The organism is Pseudomonas cucumis (assembly GCF_030687935.1).
Lineage (GTDB): Bacteria > Pseudomonadota > Gammaproteobacteria > Pseudomonadales > Pseudomonadaceae > Aquipseudomonas > Aquipseudomonas cucumis.
In genome coordinates this window covers 560,661-575,973 of record NZ_CP117454.1, presented here as the reverse complement: position 1 = coordinate 575,973, position 15,313 = coordinate 560,661, and the positions used below count along the sequence as shown (strand labels likewise).

Annotated in this window: 14 protein-coding genes; 2 read left to right on the top strand and 12 right to left on the bottom strand. The window is 60.5% G+C overall.

What is annotated here, in order from left to right; translation table 11 throughout:
* Positions 1–7: 7 nt before the first annotated feature.
* From PSH97_RS02485 to PSH97_RS02440, 10 genes are all read right to left on the bottom strand, one after another.
* A complete protein-coding gene (locus PSH97_RS02485) occupies positions 8–1,195 on the bottom strand; it encodes an ATP phosphoribosyltransferase regulatory subunit (protein ID WP_007902665.1) in 1,188 nt (395 codons plus the stop codon).
* Positions 1,196–1,512: 317 nt separating this feature from the next.
* Positions 1,513–2,382 carry a protease modulator HflC gene (hflC, locus tag PSH97_RS02480; protein WP_038978712.1) on the bottom strand — a complete coding sequence of 290 codons (870 nt, stop codon included), beginning with the start codon at positions 2,380–2,382 and terminating at the stop codon, positions 1,513–1,515.
* The gene (gene hflK / locus PSH97_RS02475; protein WP_038978711.1) at positions 2,382–3,554 is read right to left on the bottom strand and encodes an FtsH protease activity modulator HflK; all 1,173 of its coding nucleotides are present in this window, start codon (positions 3,552–3,554) and stop codon (positions 2,382–2,384) included. Before hflK ends, hflC begins: the two co-directional genes overlap by 1 nt.
* Before the next feature lie 96 nt (positions 3,555–3,650).
* Positions 3,651–4,952, bottom strand: coding sequence for a ribosome rescue GTPase HflX (gene hflX / locus PSH97_RS02470; protein ID WP_305447966.1), 1,302 nt, complete (start codon positions 4,950–4,952; stop codon positions 3,651–3,653).
* Positions 4,953–4,964: 12 nt separating this feature from the next.
* Complete coding sequence (gene hfq, locus PSH97_RS02465; RefSeq protein WP_030128332.1) at positions 4,965–5,225, bottom strand: RNA chaperone Hfq; 261 nt, start codon at positions 5,223–5,225, stop codon at positions 4,965–4,967.
* 94 nt (positions 5,226–5,319) lie between these two features.
* Positions 5,320–6,291, bottom strand: coding sequence for a tRNA (adenosine(37)-N6)-dimethylallyltransferase MiaA (miaA, locus tag PSH97_RS02460; RefSeq protein WP_305447965.1), 972 nt, complete (start codon positions 6,289–6,291; stop codon positions 5,320–5,322).
* Complete coding sequence (gene mutL, locus PSH97_RS02455; protein ID WP_405046557.1) at positions 6,291–8,201, bottom strand: DNA mismatch repair endonuclease MutL; 1,911 nt, start codon at positions 8,199–8,201, stop codon at positions 6,291–6,293. The genes miaA and mutL overlap by 1 nt, the downstream gene beginning before the upstream one ends.
* Positions 8,198–9,625, bottom strand: a complete 1,428-nt coding sequence (locus PSH97_RS02450; RefSeq protein ID WP_305447964.1) for an N-acetylmuramoyl-L-alanine amidase — start codon at positions 9,623–9,625, stop codon at positions 8,198–8,200. The genes mutL and PSH97_RS02450 overlap by 4 nt, the downstream gene beginning before the upstream one ends.
* Positions 9,626–10,096 (bottom strand): tRNA (adenosine(37)-N6)-threonylcarbamoyltransferase complex ATPase subunit type 1 TsaE, encoded by a 471-nt coding sequence (gene tsaE, locus PSH97_RS02445; protein ID WP_305447963.1) that lies wholly within the window; start codon positions 10,094–10,096, stop codon positions 9,626–9,628.
* Positions 10,084–11,583, bottom strand: coding sequence for an NAD(P)H-hydrate dehydratase (locus PSH97_RS02440; RefSeq protein ID WP_305447962.1), 1,500 nt, complete (start codon positions 11,581–11,583; stop codon positions 10,084–10,086). The genes tsaE and PSH97_RS02440 overlap by 13 nt, the downstream gene beginning before the upstream one ends.
* A gap of 63 nt (positions 11,584–11,646) precedes the next feature.
* Here PSH97_RS02440 and queG point away from each other — a divergent pair, with 63 nt between their 5' ends.
* Complete coding sequence (gene queG / locus PSH97_RS02435) at positions 11,647–12,711, top strand: tRNA epoxyqueuosine(34) reductase QueG (RefSeq protein ID WP_305447961.1); 1,065 nt, start codon at positions 11,647–11,649, stop codon at positions 12,709–12,711.
* Positions 12,712–12,812: 101 nt separating this feature from the next.
* Here the strand turns inward: queG and PSH97_RS02430 are convergent, their stop codons facing one another.
* Positions 12,813–13,424, bottom strand: a complete 612-nt coding sequence (locus PSH97_RS02430) for a trimeric intracellular cation channel family protein (RefSeq protein ID WP_030128339.1) — start codon at positions 13,422–13,424, stop codon at positions 12,813–12,815.
* 200 nt (positions 13,425–13,624) lie between these two features.
* A complete protein-coding gene (gene orn, locus PSH97_RS02425; RefSeq protein WP_305447960.1) occupies positions 13,625–14,167 on the bottom strand; it encodes an oligoribonuclease in 543 nt (180 codons plus the stop codon).
* 107 nt (positions 14,168–14,274) lie between these two features.
* Between orn and rsgA the strand changes: the two genes are divergently transcribed.
* Positions 14,275–15,306: a small ribosomal subunit biogenesis GTPase RsgA gene (rsgA, locus tag PSH97_RS02420; RefSeq protein WP_007902636.1), complete on the top strand. Its 1,032-nt coding sequence runs from the start codon at positions 14,275–14,277 to the stop codon at positions 15,304–15,306.
* Positions 15,307–15,313 lie beyond the last annotated feature (7 nt).

Here is a 15,313-nt window from a genome sequence, read left to right as displayed (position 1 = left end):
GGAAAACTCAAGAAGCCAGCGGCAATACTTGCCAAAGCCCGTTCTGCTGAATCAATTGCCGGTCGCAGTCCGCTTCACGGGCGGCGGCCAAAAGTTGCCCAGGCAATGCCTGAACGACACGCTGACCCTCACTGCGCAACTGGCAAACCTGCTGCCAGAGTGCTGCATCCGTACTGTCAGGCATCCAGATACCGCCAGACGGTAGCTCGATTTCAGCACGCCCCAGGGTCACCAGGGTTTTCAAATCGGTAGAGAAACCGGTCGCCGGACGGGCGCGACCGAAGTCGGCGCCAATGTCGTCGTAACGACCGCCCTGAGCAATGGACTGGCCGACACCCGGTACGAACACCGCGAACACCACACCGGTGTGGTAGTGGTAGCCGCGCAACTCGCCCAGGTCGAAATACAGCGGTAATTCCGGGAAACGCGTGGATAGACGCTCGGCAATCGCCAGCAAATCGTCCAGGGCCGCCAGCACGGGTGCCGGCGCATTGGCCAGACGCTCACGCGCTGCACTCAACACTTCACGACCACCACACAGATCGACCAGCGCCCGCAGCATGCCCGACAGATCGGCAGGCAGGCCTTCGGTCAAGGTAATGACCTCGTCGATGGCTTTACGTTGCAACGCATCGAACAACTGTTGCTCGACTTCACCGGACAAACCGGCGGCGCGGGCCAGGCCGCGGTAGATGCCGACATGACCGAGGTCCATGTGCACATCCGGCACATCGGCCAGTTGCAGCATGGCCAGCATCAGGCTGATGACTTCCACGTCGCTGCTCGGGCTGGCATCGCCGTACAACTCGGCGCCCAGTTGAATCGGGCTGCGCGAGGACGACAAGGCACGCGGCTGAGCATGCAGCACGCTACCGGCATAACACAGGCGGCTCGGGCCTTCGCGACGCAGGGTGTGCGCATCGATGCGCGCCACTTGCGGCGTGATGTCGGCACGGAATCCCATCTGCCGGCCCGACTGCGGGTCGATGACCTTGAAGGTACGCAGATCGAGGTCCGAGCCCGCGCCGGTCAGCAGGGATTCCAGGTACTCGATATGGGGAGTCACGACAAACTCGTAACCCCAGCTCTGGAACAGATCCAACACCTGGCGACGCGCTACTTCGATGCGCGCAGCTTCTGGTGGCAGTACTTCTTCGATGCCATCTGGCAGCAGCCAGCGGTCTACCGTTGCCATTACGCCATTCCCCTATGATCCGGGCGACAAGCCTTTGGGCGAGCCTTGAGTGAAGCAGAAAATGATCGGCCCATGCGCACAAACCGCGCGCATGGACAACGGGGCGAAAAGCCTGAAAACCGGCTTCGCCAACCACTTTCCTCGAAAAACCTGTCGAGTCATTCAACTCGGGCGCCTGCATACAAACATCAATCAAACGTGCAGACGCAAAAAAGCCGGGAATTTCCCGGCTGCCGCATCATACACACGTTTTCCCAAAGGATCACCCCGCCCGAGGTTTTAGCCGCCAGGCGGGGATGATTCAGGTCAACGCCGTATCAAGGCTTGGCTTTTTCCAGGTAACGGAAGAAGTCGCTGCCCGGGTCCAGGACCATGACGTCGGATTTGTTCGCGAAGCTTTCACGGTAGGCACGCAGGCTACGGTAGAACGCGTAGAACTCCTGATCCTGACCGTATGCCTTGGAGTAGATCGCAGCAGCCTGGGCGTCACCGTCACCGCGAACCTCTTCAGATTCACGATAGGCTTCAGCCAGCAACACGCGGCGCTGACGGTCAGCGTCGGCACGGATGCCTTCAGCCAGCTCGTTACCCTTGGCGCGGTGCTCGCGAGCTTCACGCTCACGCTCGGTGCTCATACGCTCGAACACACTGCGGTTCACTTCCTTCGGCAGGTCGATGGTTTTGACCCGGACATCGACAACTTCGATGCCCAGCTCTTTTTCCGCCATCTTGTTCAGCGAATTGGTGATGTCAGCCATCAGCGCATCACGCTCACCGGACACCACTTCGTGCAGGGTGCGCTTACCGAACTGGTCACGCAGGCCCGATTCCAGACGACGGGAAAGACGCTCGTCGGCAATCTGCTTGAGGCCGGAAGTCGCGGTGTAGAAGCGCTCGGCATCTTTCACGCGCCACTTGGCGTAGGCATCGACCATTACGGCTTTCTTTTCCAGCGTCAGGAAGCGTTGTGTCGGTGCATCCAGTGTCATCAGGCGCGCGTCGAATTTGCGCACCTTGTTCACGTAAGGCACTTTCACATGCAGGCCCGGCTGAACATCGGCCTGGACCACGCGACCGAACTGCAGCATCACCGCGCGCTCGGTCTGAGCCACGATGTAGAAGCAGTTCCAGGCAACGATCGCCACGACGACGCCGATAATAAGGGCGATCAGCGATTTATTGCTCATCAGCGACTCTCCCTGGTACGTGCTTGCTGTTGCTGCAGATCAGCTGCCGCACGCGCATTCACTTCATTGCTGCTGGCTGCCGCACCGGTCACCGGAGCGCCGGGGCTACGACCACTGTCGATCATCTTGTCCAGCGGCAAGTACAGCAGATTGTTCTGGCCATCCTTGTTGCCGGTCACGAGAACCTTGCTGGTGTTGCTGAAGATTTCCTGCATGGTGTCCAGGTACAGACGCTGGCGGGTGACTTCAGGGGCCTTGCGATACTCGGCGACCAGTTTGGTGAAGCGATCAGCCTCACCCTTGGCGCGGGAGACGGTTTCGTCGCGGTAACCGTTGGCATCCTCAAGGATGCGCTGGGCCTGACCACGGGCTTCCGGCACGACGCCGTTGGCGTAGGTTTCAGCCTGGTTGCGCGAACGCTGCTCGTCTTCACGGGCGCGGATCACGTCATCAAAGGCTTCCTGAACTTCACGCGGTGCAGCTGCGCTCTGTACGTTGACCTGGGTGACGGTGATACCGGTGCGATAGGTATCGAGGAAACGTTGCAGACGCTCCTTGATTTCGCTGGCCATCAATTCACGACCTTCGGTCAGCACCTGATCCATGGCGGTAGAACCCACCACGTGCCGCAAGGCACTGTCGGTCGCATGTTGCAGGCTGATTTCCGGCTGATCGACGTTCAGCACGAAGTCCTGCAGGTTGCTGATCTTGTACTGCACGGTCAGCGGCACTTCGACGATGTTTTCGTCTTCAGTCAGCATTTGACCCTGCTTGGTATAGGCACGCTCACGCGTGACGTTTTCCATGTACTTGCGATCGATCGGCGGGAAATAGATGTTCAGGCCCGGGCCGACGGTTTCATAGTATTTGCCGAAGCGCAGCACTACGGCTTGCTCCTGCTCGTCGACTACATAGACAGCGCTGTACAACCACACAGCCGCCAGCACGACCAGGCCGATGCCGAGCAGGCCGCCGAAGCCACCACTCTTGCCCGAACCGCCGCCCTCGTCACCGCGTTTTTTACCACCACCGAACAACCCGTTCAGGCTTTCCTGCAGCTTTCGGAAGGCCTCGTCGAGATCCGGTGGTCCCTTGCGGTCGCCGTTATTGCGGCGCTTGCCACCCCAAGGATCCTGATTATTCGAGTTGCCACCCGGCTCATTCCAAGCCATAGCGCTCTCCATCTGATAAAGCAAAGACGCACCCACGGCGCGCCGACCAATGCTACAGAATGCCTGCCACCGCGGCACAACCGCTTTCTCAGGCTTTTATTGCAAAGTGTGTTGCTCGATGAATTCCATCGGTTGCAGACCTTCGCGGCTCACGAGTCGATTCAATTCGATCCGTGGCAAGCGAACGGCCAGCAAGCTGATGCCTTCTTCGTCGTGTTCTTCTTTTTGCACCGCACCGAGTTCGAAAAACTGCGCACGCAGTCGAGCAAAACGTTGCGGCAAGCGCAAGGTGCCAACAAACAAATCACTGCCTAACAGTTCGGCCACAGCCTGCTTGAGCAGGTTCAGGCCGGTACCGTCCTTGGCCGACAACCAGACCCGTTGCGGCTTGCCATCGGCATCGCGCTGGATCTGAGGCTCAACACCCTCGAGCAAATCGAGTTTGTTGTATACCTCAAGGATCGGCAAGTCTTGTGCCCCGATCTCTCCGAGCACCACCATGACCTGCTCAATCTGTGCCATCCGCTCAGGCTCATGCGCATCGATCACATGTAGCAGCAGATCGGAGTTGCTCGACTCTTCGAGCGTAGCCCGAAATGCCTCGACCAGTTTGTGCGGCAAGTGACGAATAAAGCCCACAGTGTCGGCCAGCACGATCGGCCCGAGGTCATCGAGTTCGAGCCGGCGCAAGGTCGGGTCGAGGGTAGCGAACAACTGGTCGGCGGCGAAGACGTCGGAATCGGTGACCGAGTTGAACAGCGTCGATTTGCCGGCGTTGGTATAACCCACCAGTGAAACCGTCGGAATATCAGCACGTTTGCGCCCGCGACGGGATTGCTCACGCTGGCTGCGGACTTTTTCCAGGCGCCCCTTGATCTGCCGCAGGCGAACCCGCAACAGGCGCCGGTCGGTTTCCAGCTGGGTTTCACCCGGGCCGCGCAGACCGATACCGCCCTTCTGCCGCTCAAGGTGAGTCCAGCCACGAACCAGCCGCGTACTCATGTGTTCAAGCTGGGCCAGTTCGACCTGGAGCTTGCCTTCATGGGTGCGGGCGCGTTGGGCGAAGATATCGAGAATCAAACCCGTGCGGTCAATCACGCGACACTCGAAAATGCGTTCGAGGTTACGTTCCTGACTGGGCGTGAGGATGTGATTGAAAATCACCAGATCGACCTGTTCGGCGCTGACCAGATCGCGTAATTCTTCGACCTTGCCACTGCTAATCAGGGTTTTGGCGGTTGGCCGATGACGCGGCACGTTAAAAAACGCGACGGTCTCGGCGCCTGCCGAAATTGCCAACTCCTGAAACTCCTGCGGATCTTCGCGCGCCTCAGGGTCCTGACCATCCAAGTGAACGAGAATTGCTCGCTCACCACCACCGTGGCGCTCAAAGAACAAAGGAGACTCCTATCAGGCGTTACCTGGCTCAGCGTCACCTGTTTCGGATTCGGTTGCGCTAGGCAGACGAATTGGACGAACCGGCACCACTGTAGAGATAGCGTGTTTGTAAACCATTTGGCTAACGGTGTTTTTCAGCAGAATAACGAACTGGTCGAAAGACTCGATCGTGCCTTGCAGTTTGATCCCGTTGACCAGGTAGATGGAAACCCCCACTTTCTCTTTACGTAAAGTATTCAAGTAAGGGTCTTGTAGCGAATGCCCTTTTGACATGTGCCGCACTCCTTTAAGGATTCAATATAAAAAATAGGTAAACAGATGGCTTGGGGCCGTCACACCCCCAAGGATAGACGGCAATTGCAAGGACTCAGCTCAATATGGAGATGGTCCCAAGGTATTTCAAGGCGCGCGGCAGATTGTCGCAATCGAGGCTGTCCAACCAGTGTAAATCAGCCCAACTGCGCAGCCAGGTGAACTGGCGCTTTGCCAATTGGCGCGTGGCAATGATTCCACGCTCCTGCATCTCGGCTTGCGTCAGCTTGCCATCCAGGTAATCCCAGACTTGTCGATAACCTACAGCACGTATAGACGGCATCCCCGAATGCAGGTCACCTCTATCTCGCAGGGCTACGACCTCATCGATGAATCCCTGTTCCAACATATTTGTGAATCTTTGTTTAATACGCTCGTGCAGTACCTGGCGATTTGCCGGGGCGATAGCCAAGTTCGCGACAGTATAGGGCAATTGTTGCAGTCCCGAAGCGGCTGCTTCAGTACTTTGCGCAGATTGTCGCAAGCGTAGCTCAGTCATGCTCTGACCACTGACGCGATAAACTTCCAGCGCGCGACTGAGGCGCTGTGGATCGTTCGGATGAATTCGCGCTGCAGATTGCGGATCGATGACCGCCAATTGATCATGCAGGGCCTGCCAGCCAAGGCGTGCAGCCTCTTCTTCGATTTGCGCGCGCACGTCCGGATCGGCCGCCGGCATGTCGGCCAGACCTTCGAGCAAAGCCTTGTAGTAGAGCATTGTGCCGCCTACCAGCAGCGGAATTTTTCCCCGCGCGGTGATCTCCGCCATGGCCTCGAGCGCATCACGACGAAAATCCGCAGCCGAATAACTTTCGGCTGGGTCGAGAATATCGATCAGGCGATGTGGGAATTCGGCCAGAATTTCTTTGGAAGGCTTGGCAGTGCCAATGTCCATGCCACGGTAAACCAGCGCCGAATCGACGCTGATCAGTTCGCAGGGCAGGACCTTGGTGAGTTCAATGGCCAGGTCGGTCTTGCCGGCAGCCGTCGGCCCCATCAGGAAAATCGCAGGAGGGAGCTGGCTCATCAGCGACCGCGCAAAAACAGTTTGTCCAGATCGTCCAGGCCCAATTGGGTCCAGGTCGGTCGGCCGTGGTTGCATTGACCGCTGCGTTCGGTGTTTTCCATGTCCCGCAGCAGACCGTTCATTTCCGGCAAGGCCAGACGCCGATTCGCACGAATCGCGCCGTGGCAGGCCATGGTGCCGAGCAGTTCGTTCAGGTGTGCCTGAATCCGGTCGCTGGTGCCGTATTCCATCAAATCCGCCAGAACGTCACTGACCAATCGATTGGCTTCCGCCTGTTTCAACAACGCCGGGATTTGCCGGATCGCCAGCGATTCCGGGCCAAGACGCTGCAACTCAAAGCCCAGCCGCTGGAACCACGCGACGTGTTCTTCGGCACAATCGGCTTCGCGCTGACTGACCGCCAGAGACTCCGGCACCAACAGCGGCTGGCCGCTCAAGCCTTCGCTGGCCATGGCGATTTTCAGGCGTTCGTACATGATCCTCTCGTGGGCGGCGTGCATGTCCACCAGCACCAGGCCTTGAGCGTTTTCCGAAAGAATATAGATGCCCTTGAGCTGCGCCAGCGCGTAACCCAATGGCGGGATGTCATCCTGCCCAGCCGGCAGCGCGACCGCATTGGCTTCGGGCAATGGCGCGAAAAACTCGCGGTAGGCCGCTTGAGCTTCGGCGACGGGTATGCCGGACTGAGGCCGCGGCGTGTACTGATACTGATAACCGGCACCAGCGCCGGAGCCCGCCGTCGTATTAAAGGAAGGTTGGGCCTGAGGCTGTTCCAACAGCGCATTGGCCGCCAGACGCATTTCGCCCTGCGGACCGAACTCACCGGCGTCGAGCCCGGTCGGCCGGACAATGGCCGTCGCGACAGGCGCGGCCAGATGATCTTCCGGCCGCACATCGCCGAGCGCGCGATGCAAAGTGCCATAGAGGAAATCGTGAACCATGCGCCCGTCACGGAAGCGCACTTCGTGCTTGGTCGGGTGCACGTTGACGTCGACGCCCGCCGGATCGACTTCGAAAAACAGTACGAACGTCGGGTGCCGACCGTTGAACAGCACATCGCGATAAGCCTGGCGCACTGCGTGAGCCACCAGTTTGTCGCGCACGGCGCGGCCATTCACAAAGAAATACTGCAAGTCTGCCTGGCTGCGATTGAAGGTCGGCAACCCGACCCAGCCCCACAGATGCAGGCCATTGCGCTCGATTTCGATCGGCAGCGCCTGCTCCAGAAACCCCGCCCCGCAGATCGCCGCCACACGCCGGGCGCGGGCCGCGTCATCATGGGCTTCGTGCAGGCTAAGGATGGTTTTGCCGTTGTGGCGCAGATGGAACGCCACATCGAACCGCGCCAGTGCCAGACGCTTGATCACTTCTTGCAGGTGATCGAATTCGGTTTTTTCGGTTTTGAGAAATTTACGGCGCGCCGGGGTATTAAAGAACAAGTCGCGCACTTCCACCGAAGTCCCCACCGGATGGGCCGCGGGTTGCACGCGAGGCGCCATGTCCCGGCCTTCGGTTTCCACCTGCCAGGCCTGATCGGCATCGCGAGTGCGGGACGTCAGGGTCAGGCGCGCCACGGAGCTGATGGACGCCAGCGCTTCACCACGAAACCCCAGGCTCATCACCTGCTCAAGGTCTTCCAGATTGCGAATCTTGCTGGTGGCGTGACGGGCCAGGGCCAAGGGCAGGTCATCGGCAGAAATGCCGCTGCCATCGTCGCGCACCCGCAGCAGCTTGACGCCGCCCTGCTCAACATCGACATCGATGCGTTTGGCGCCGGAGTCGAGGCTGTTCTCCAGCAACTCCTTGATCACCGAGGCCGGGCGCTCAACCACCTCACCGGCGGCAATCTGGTTCGCCAGCCGCGGGCTGAGCAGCTCGATGCGCGCAGTGTTGGTCAGCACCTGGTTCATTCTTTGGCCGCCAGTTCAGTGCCGGGAATGGTCAATGTCTGACCAATCTTCAGCTCGTCGCTCTTGAGGTTGTTGACGCTGCGCAAGGTGGCCGGAGACACCTGATAACGCACAGCGATCATCGCCAGGGTTTCGCCAGGGTTCACGCGATGGTCACGCGGGCCCTGGGCGATTTTGCCGGAGTCACGCAGCCAGGCAATGTAGGTGCCCGGCGGTGGGTTCTGCTGGAAGAACTGTCGCACGCCGCTGCTGATAGAACGCGCCAGCGCCTGCTGGTGGTTCGCTGCAGCAAGCTTGGAAGCTTCGTTGGCGTTGGAGATAAAACCGGTTTCCACCAGGATCGACGGGATGTCCGGCGACTTCAGCACCATGAACCCGGCTTGCTCCACGCGCTGTTTGTGCAGCGGCGTGACACGGCCGATGTTGCTCAAGACTTTCTGGCCAACGTTCAGGCTGGACGTCAAGGAAGCAGTCATCGACAAATCGAGCAGCACGCCGGCCAGCATGCGGTCCTTGTCATCGAGGCTGACATTGCCGGCACCGCCGATCAAGTCGGAACGGTTTTCGCTGTCGGCCAGCCAACGGGCGGTCTCCGACGTAGCACCACGATCAGACAAAGCGAACACCGACGCACCGAACGCGGCGGCCGAAGGCGCGGCGTCGGCGTGGATCGAAACGAACAGATCGGCGCCCTTCTTGCGGGCGATTTCGGTACGGCCACGCAACGGAATGAAGTAATCGCCGGTACGCGTCAGTTCGGCGCGGAAGCCTTTCATGCCATTGACCTGACGCTGCAGTTCACGGGCGATCGCCAACACCACGTCTTTTTCACGCTGACCGCGAGAGCCTGAGGCGCCAGGGTCTTCGCCGCCGTGGCCGGCGTCGATCACCACAATGATGTCGCGCTTGCCGGCCGGGGCGGGCGGCAACTTCACCGGCGGATCTACTGGAGTGACCGGTACCGGGGCCACGGTCGCGACGTTAGTCGGCACAGGAATTGGCGCGGCGTCGGCGGCGTTATCGAACAGATCGACCACCAAGCGATTACCGTATTGGGCGTTGGGCGCCAAGGTAAAACTTTTCGGCGTGACGGCCTTTTTCAGGTCGATGACCACTCGCAGATCGGTCGGCGTACGCTGAGCCGAGCGCATAGCGGTGATCGGCGTGTTCGAGGTATTGACGTTCAGCGGCGATCCCAGAGAGGCGCCATTGATGTCGATCACCAGCCGATCCGGGGAGGTCAGGGTAAAAACGCTGTGCTGGACAGGCCCTGTCAGGTCAAACACCAGTCGCGTGTTGTCCGGCGCCCGCCACAGGCGAACACTGTTGACCTTTGTCTCGGCCACAGCGTCGACGGTTACCGCCAGAAACAACAATCCTACGGCAGCAACCAACGCGCGAAAGCGCATACCTAACCCCATCATTTAATTGGATTCCAATGCCAAAGCGGCACACCACGACTCGCCACGCGAGCCCTGGGGCAAAATTTTCAGCGAACGCCCGCTGTCTTGCGGGCTAATGGTAATGGTCAGGTCGGGCTTTGGCAAAAAGCCTGCACCGTTCCGGGGCCATTCGATCAGGCACAGTGCATCGTCTTCGAAATAGTCGCGGATGCCGAGGTACTCCAGCTCCTCCGGATCGACCAGTCGATACAGGTCGAAATGGAAGGCGCGGACCTCACCAATCTCGTAAGGCTCGACCAGGGTGAAGGTGGGACTTTTTACCGCCCCCGCATGCCCCAGGCCACGAATAATGCCCCGGGACAGCGTGGTTTTCCCCGCGCCCAGATCTCCCTCGAGAAAAATCAGACCGTGCCCTTCAGTGGTTTGTGCGATGCGCGCACCAAACGCGGTCATCGCCTCTTCATCAGCCAGGTACAGGGTTACTTCAGACACGGTGCTTGCTCCTCCAACAACTGACGAATGGCTGGTATCAGATCACTGGCCGCCAGCCCACGGCCGAATTCACCTTGTTGCGCGCCGGCATTGGCGTGCAGCCAGACCGCCAGGCATGCCGCGTCATACGCGTCCATGCCCTGAGCGAGCAAGGCGCCGACCAGCCCGGCCAGCACATCGCCCAAACCGGCAGATGCCATGGCCGGATGGCCCTGATGACACAACGCCAGACGCCCGTCGGGGCTGGCGATCAAACTGCCGGCGCCCTTGAGGATCACCACCGCTGTATATTTTTTGCTCAATGCATGGGCAGCAGCCGGGCGGTCGGCCTGAACATCGGCCGTCGATATCCCCAGCAACCGTGCTGCTTCGCCCGGGTGCGGCGTGATAACACAACCTGCGGGCAAACTCACGCCACCTTCGGCCAACAGGTTCAACGCATCAGCATCCCAGACTTGCGGCAGCGGCGCATTGGCCGCGGCCGACAACAGACTGCGCCCCCAGGCGGCCTGCCCCAGCCCCGGGCCTACGACCAGCACCGTGGCCTTCTCAAGCAGCCCCATCAATTGATTGGCCGACGAAGTGCCGAGCACCATCGCTTCAGGTAATCGTGCCAATACAGCCGGAACATGCTCGCTGCGGGTGGCTACGGACACCATCCCGGCACCGCTGCGCAAAGCACTTTGTGCACTGAGCACAATGGCGCCACCAAAACCGCGATCACCGCCGATCAGCAATACGTGGCCAAATTTGCCTTTGTGGGACGTTGGAGCGCGACCGGTCAGACGCGGCACATTACCGGCCGTCAGGCGACGAGCACTGACCGTGGCCCCGATAAACGTCTCAGGGGCGGCTAGCAGATCATTGAATACCAAATCGCCAACCACATCCGCAGCGTCACCGGTGAACAGACCCAGCTTCAAACCGATGAACGTCACCGTCAGGTCCGCTCGAACCGCAATGCCAAGTATGCGGCCCGTATCGGCACACAGCCCCGAGGGGATATCCACCGCTGCAACCGGTAGCCCACTGGCGTTGATCGCGGCAATGACACTGGCGTATGGCTCGCGCACTTCACCGGTCAGGCCAGTGCCGAACAAGGCATCCAGCACGATGCCACGCAGTTCTGAATGCACGCTCCAGTCTTGAATGGCGACGCCTTCGGCTACCGCCTCGGCATGGGCCGATGCGGCATCGCCCTGCAAACGCCCGGGATCACCGGCGGCCAGCACCCGCACGTGCCAACCGGCACGTCGGGCCAGCACGGCCACCAGGTAACCGTCGCCCGCATTATTGCCGTGGCCGGCTACCACGCTCAATTCGTGCGCCGTCGGCCAGTGACGGACCAGCGCACGCCAGGTCGCCCGCGCCGCACGCTGCATCAATTCGAAGCCCGGCGTGCCGGCCGCGATCAGGCTTGCATCGAGCCCTCGGACTTGCGCGGCGCTATACAGCGCGTCGGGTAATTCATCTTTAGTGTGCGGCATGCGTCTTCAGGCTCCGATGTCTGGCAGAATTATACGCACCTCAGCTCCGGTTTCTCTCGTCTCATGCCCGCTATTACCACAGACCTGCCCGCCCTCGCCCAATCCATCAAGGACTGGGGCCGCGAGCTGGGCTTTCAGCAAGTCGGCATCAGCGGCCTCGACCTGGCCGAGCATGAGCAGCACCTGGAACGCTGGCTCGAGGCCGGCTACCACGGCGAAATGGACTACATGGGCGCCCACGGCAGCAAACGCTCGCACCCGGAAGAGCTGGTGCCGGGCACCCTGCGGGTCGTTTCCCTGCGCATGGACTACCTGCCGGGCGACACCGAAATGGCCAAACGTCTGGCCGAACCGGAAAAAGCCTACGTCTCGCGTTATGCCTTGGGCCGCGATTACCACAAATTGATCCGTAAGCGCGTGCAGCAACTGGCAGAAAAAATTCAGGCAGTGATCGGCCCATTCGGCTATCGCGCCTTTGTCGACAGCGCCCCGGTGCTGGAAAAAGCCATTGCAGAACAGGCTGGCCTGGGCTGGATCGGCAAAAACACGCTGGTCTTGAATCGCAAGGCCGGCAGCTACTTCTTCCTCAGCGAACTGTTCGTCGACCTGCCGCTGCCGGTCGACCCGCCCCACGCCACCGAACACTGCGGTCGCTGCACCGCCTGTCTGGACATCTGTCCGACCAACGCCTTCGTCGGCCCGTATGTACTGGACGCCCGGCGCTGCATTTCGTACCTGACCATCGAACTGAAAAGCGCTATTCCCGAAGATTTGCGGCCATTGATCGGTAACCGGGTGTTCGGTTGCGATGACTGCCAGATCGTCTGCCCGTGGAACCGCTTCGCCCGACCTTCCGGGGAAAGCGATTTCAAACCAAGGCACAATCTGGACAACGCCGAACTGGCTGAACTGTTCATGTGGGACGAAGAAAAATTCCTCAACAGTACCGAAGGTTCGCCATTACGTCGGGCCGGTTACGAGCGTTGGTTGCGCAATCTGGCGGTCGGCCTGGGTAATGCGCCGTCGAGCATTCCGGTGCTGGAAGCGCTGAAGGCACGGCGGGACTATCCGTCGGAACTGGTGCGCGAACACGTCGAATGGGCCCTGAAACAACACGGCATCCTGTAGCAGCTGCCGAAGGCTGCGTTCGGCTGCGCAGCAGTCGTCATTGCGCAAAGCGAGTCCTGCGGCCTCGAACGCAGCCTTCGGCAGCTGCTACAGAGACCGTGTCAGGCTTCGTCGTTATAAACGAACTTGGGCATTTCCCAGTGGAAACGAATCGCCAGCAAGCGCAGCAGGAAGCCGCCGAACAGGGTGATCAGGATTGCCTGTTCACCGGGTAACTGCAGGTAGATGCAGAGCAGATAGCACCATGCCGCGGCAAACGAGACGCTGGCATAGAGCTCTCGACGGAATATCAGTGGAATGTCGTTGCAGAAAATGTCCCGCAGAATGCCGCCAAATACGCCGGTGATCACGCCGCTGACCGAGGCCACCAGCATGCCATGGCCCATTTCCAGGGCCGTCATGCAGCCGATCAGGGTGAACGCCACCAGACCCACGGCATCAAGCACCAGAAACAGCGAACGCAGATGGCGCATCCAGCGGGCGATGAAGATCGTCAGCATCGCCGCGACGGAGGTCAGCACCAGGTATTCCGGGTGTTTGACCCAAGTCAGCGGGTAGTGGCCGAGCAGCACGTCCCGCACCGAACCGCCACCCAGCGCCGTGACGCACGCGATCAGCACCACGCCAAACCAGTCCATGCCGCGACGGCCCGCAGACAGGGCGCCAGTCATGGCTTCGGCAGTAATGGCGATCAGGTAGAGCATCAGCAACATGGTGGCGGTCCTTACAAGAAGGCGCGCAGTCTACTCACTTCACTGAAGCACCAAAAGAGCGCACCCAAGAACTTTCACCTCGCACGATCACAGGGTGACTGGGCGGACGCTATCGCGGGCAAGCCCGCTCCCACAGGGTCGGCGAACAACCTTGTGGGAGCGGGCTTGCCCGCGATGAGGCCAGTGCAGGCCCCGCTGAATCAGAACTTGATGAAATTCTTGCGGTAGTGCTGCAGCTCGGCGATCGATTCGCGGATGTCGTCCAGGGCCAGGTGGGTGCTGCCCTTTTTGAAGCTGTCGCGTACGTCCGGTGCCCAGCGCGCGGCCAGTTCTTTAAGGGTCGACACGTCGAGGTTGCGGTAGTGGAAGTAGCTTTCCAGGGATTTCATGTGGGTATAAAGGAAGCGACGGTCCTGGCAGATGCTGTTGCCACAGATCGGCGACTTGCCCTTCGGCACCCATTTCTCCAGGAAGGCGATGGTCTGGGCTTCGGCTTCGGCCATGCTGATACGGCTGTCGCGTACCCGCTGGGTCAGGCCCGAGCCGCCGTGTTGACGGGTATTCCACTCGTCCATGCCGGCGAGAATCTCGTCGCTGTGATGGATGGCGATCACCGGACCTTCGGCCAAGGTGTTCAGGTCACTGTCGGTGACAATGGTGGCCATCTCGATGATGACGTCGGTATCAGGGTTCAGACCGGTCATTTCCAGGTCGATCCAGATCAGGTTCAGCGGGTTTTGCATGAGTCGGCTCCTCGGCGTAGGTGCGCAGTTTAGCCTAGGCCGGTGTCCGGGCGTGCTAAACTCGCGGCCGTTTTACCTAATCGCTGCATTCTCGATACGGAACACCCATGGCCAAACGCCAACTCAATCGTCGTCAAAACTGGCGCATCGAAAAGATTCAGGGCGAGCGCGCTGCCCGCGCCGCCAAACGCGAGTCCTCGGCTGTCGAGGCACTCGAAGGCGGCGACCTGGGTCCGGAACAGACAGGCCTGGTGATCGCGCACTTCGGTGTGCAGGTCGAAGTCGAGGCCCTCGATGGCGAATTGGCCGGCCAGGTATTCCGCTGCCACTTGCGCGCCAACCTGCCGGCGCTGGTGACCGGCGATCAGGTCGTGTGGCGTGCCGGCAACCAGGGCATCGGCGTGATCGTGGCGCAGCTGCCGCGCAAGACCGAGCTCTGCCGTCCCGACAGCCGTGGCCAGCTCAAGCCGGTGGCGGCCAACGTCGACTTGATCGTTATCGTCTTCGCGCCGCTGCCCGAGCCTCACGCCAACCTGATCGACCGTTATCTGGTCGCCGCGGAACACGCGGGTATTCGGCCGTTACTGCTGCTGAACAAATTCGATCTGATCGACGAGCAGAACGCCCCGGCGCTGAATGCCTTGCTTGCGGTTTACCGCACGCTGGGTTACCCGGTGCTGGAAGTGTCGGCCCACCATGGCAATGGCATGGAGCAGTTGCAGAAGCAGCTGGACGGGCACATCAGCGTATTCGTCGGCCAGTCTGGTGTCGGCAAGTCGTCGCTGGTCAACAGCCTGCTGCCGGAAGTCGACACCCGCGTCGGCCCGCTGTCCGAGTTGTCGGGCCAGGGCACCCACACCACCACCACCGCGCGATTGTTCCACTTCCCCGGTGGCGGTGAGTTGATCGACTCCCCGGGTATCCGCGAGTTCGGCCTGGGGCACGTCAGCCGTGCCGATGTCGAAGCCGGCTTCATCGAGTTCAACGACCTGATCGGCACCTGCCGCTTTCGCGATTGCAAGCACGACCGCGAGCCGGGTTGCGCTCTGCTCAAGGCCCTGGAAGAGGGCCGTGTGCAGCAGCAACGGATGAACAGCTACCGCTCGATCATCGCCAGCTTGCCTGAAAGCAGCTATTAAACAGACG

Bases quoted from the DNA above. Each gene is read 5' to 3' on its own strand.
- PSH97_RS02485 (WP_007902665.1), bottom strand. From the start codon at position 1,195: ATGGCAACGGTAGACCGCTGGCTGCTGCCAGATGGCATCGAAGAAGTA.
- hflC (WP_038978712.1), bottom strand. From the start codon at position 2,382: ATGAGCAATAAATCGCTGATCGCCCTTATTATCGGCGTCGTCGTGGCG.
- hflK (WP_038978711.1), bottom strand. From the start codon at position 3,554: ATGGCTTGGAATGAGCCGGGTGGCAACTCGAATAATCAGGATCCTTGG.
- hfq (WP_030128332.1), bottom strand. From the start codon at position 5,225: ATGTCAAAAGGGCATTCGCTACAAGACCCTTACTTGAATACTTTACGT.
- miaA (WP_305447965.1), bottom strand. From the start codon at position 6,291: ATGAGCCAGCTCCCTCCTGCGATTTTCCTGATGGGGCCGACGGCTGCC.
- mutL (WP_405046557.1), bottom strand. From the start codon at position 8,201: ATGAACCAGGTGCTGACCAACACTGCGCGCATCGAGCTGCTCAGCCCG.
- PSH97_RS02450 (WP_305447964.1), bottom strand. From the start codon at position 9,625: ATGATGGGGTTAGGTATGCGCTTTCGCGCGTTGGTTGCTGCCGTAGGA.
- PSH97_RS02440 (WP_305447962.1), bottom strand. From the start codon at position 11,583: ATGCCGCACACTAAAGATGAATTACCCGACGCGCTGTATAGCGCCGCG.
- queG (WP_305447961.1), top strand. From the start codon at position 11,647: ATGCCCGCTATTACCACAGACCTGCCCGCCCTCGCCCAATCCATCAAG.
- PSH97_RS02430 (WP_030128339.1), bottom strand. From the start codon at position 13,424: ATGTTGCTGATGCTCTACCTGATCGCCATTACTGCCGAAGCCATGACT.
- orn (WP_305447960.1), bottom strand. From the start codon at position 14,167: ATGCAAAACCCGCTGAACCTGATCTGGATCGACCTGGAAATGACCGGT.
- rsgA (WP_007902636.1), top strand. From the start codon at position 14,275: ATGGCCAAACGCCAACTCAATCGTCGTCAAAACTGGCGCATCGAAAAG.